2 protein-coding genes are annotated in these 1,791 nt (G+C 68.2%); one reads left to right on the forward strand and one right to left on the reverse strand.

From position 1 onward, the window contains the following. Window positions 1-41: 41 nt before the first annotated feature. The gene (locus tag LQV45_RS29780) at window positions 42-1,412 is read left to right on the forward strand and encodes an FAD-binding oxidoreductase (RefSeq protein ID WP_230010746.1); all 1,371 of its coding nucleotides are present in this window, start codon (window positions 42-44) and stop codon (window positions 1,410-1,412) included. Between the two features lie 48 nt (window positions 1,413-1,460). On the opposite strand, the gene LQV45_RS29785 is transcribed toward LQV45_RS29780, so the two are convergent. Then, window positions 1,461-1,791: DUF4032 domain-containing protein (locus LQV45_RS29785; protein WP_230010750.1), on the reverse strand; the 331-nt coding region annotated here is incomplete at its 5' end.

The raw sequence follows: 1,791 nt of genomic DNA on the forward strand, positions 1-1,791 counted from the left end.
GTCTTAGACTGGGAACCGGATTCGACCGAACTGGAGACCGCATGCGCAGCATCATCGACGAGCTGACCACCGCCCTGGGCGCGGCGAAAATTGCCGTGGACGCGACCACCCTGGCCGCCTATGCCGTGGACCAGGCTCCCGTCCTGGATTATCAGCTCCCGCAGGCGGTGGTCCGCGCCGAATCGGTGGCCGACGTGCAGGCTACTGTGCGTGCCTGCGCCGACCTTGGCGTCGCGCTTGTGGCGCGCGGGGCCGGTACCGGGGTCTCCGGGGGCGCCCACGCGAGCGCGGGCTGCGTGGTGCTCACGCTCGAGGGGATGAACCGCATCCTGGACCTCAACCCGGACGACGAGACCGCCGTCGTGGAACCCGGCGTCATTAACGCCGACCTGAATGCGGCCGCCGCCGTGCACGGGCTCATGTATGCCCCGGATCCTGCAAGTTTCAAGATGTCCACCATCGGCGGCAACGTGGCCACCAACGCCGGCGGGCTGCGCTGCGCGAAGTACGGGGTGACCCGCGACTCTGTCCTGGCGCTCGACGTCGTCCTCGCGGACGGCTCCCTCATCCATACCGGCCACCAGACCTTCAAGGGCGTCGCCGGCTATGACCTCACCGGGCTGTTCGTCGGCTCGGAGGGGACCCTGGGGATCGTGGTCGGTGTCACCGTACGGCTGAAGTACCTGCCGCGCGACGTTCACACCATCGCCGCCTTCTACCCGGACTTCCGCAGCGCCGCGGCCGGGGTCCTAGCCGTGGGCAGGGCCCGCGTACAGCCGGCCATCATGGAACTGCTCGACGGCGGATCGCTCGCCCAACTCGATGACCTCCACGGCTCGGACCTGGCCGCTCGCGGGGCATCCCTGCTGCTGATCCAGACCGACGGCTTCGGCGCGGCGGCGGAAGCCGCGGCCATCCGCCCGGTCCTGGTGGCGGGAGGAGCGGTGGTGACCATGGAGGCCAACGCGGAGGCAGAGGAGCTTGTCGAACTGCGCCGCAACAGCCGAGGGACCGAGGTGGACGACGAATACCGGGTGGGCGAGGACGTGGCCGTGCCGCGTTCGCGGCTCGTGGATTACGTCGCCGAACTTGAGTCCATGGCGGCGGAGCACCGGGTGCAGCTCAAAGTCGTGGCACACGCCGGTGACGGCAACCTGCACCCCACCTTCTGGGTCGACCGGGTGGACAATGCCGTGGACCCCGATGCCATGGCCCGCCTGGGCGCTGCCCTGGACCGGTCGATTGCCGTGGCCCTGGCCATGGGCGGCACGATCACCGGCGAACACGGGATCGGGCAGTACAAGCTGCGCTGGCTTGGCCTGGAGCAGAAGGAACCCGTGCGTGAGCTGCAGCGCCGGATCAAGGAACTCTTCGATCCGGCCGGAATCCTGAACCCCGGCAAGGCGATTTAGCTCAAGGCGATTTAGCCCGGGCGTGCCACAACATGCCCGGCGCGCGGCTTAGTCGTCGGAGTCGGGGTATTCGTCCACTGGGTCGTCGGCGCCGTAGCGTGATTCCTCGGTCTCCACCTCAAGGATCTTGAGCAACCCCGTATCCGGGTTGAGCATGATCGCGGCCTCGTCCCGGCGGTGGCGGAGTTCGTTGTCGATGTAGGACTGGACGGCCTCCGCCAGGGGGATGTGCCGGTTCTCCTTCTCGGACATGTACCAGCGGTGCTCCAGGACCTCGTGCACCGCCTCGGCCGGCTCGAGCTTACCGGAGAGGTCGCGGGGGATGGCCCGGACGATCGGTTCGAAGATCTGGCTGACCCACAGGTGCGCGCTGTATTCC

It is taken from the genome of Microbacterium sp. Bi128 (genome assembly GCF_918698205.1).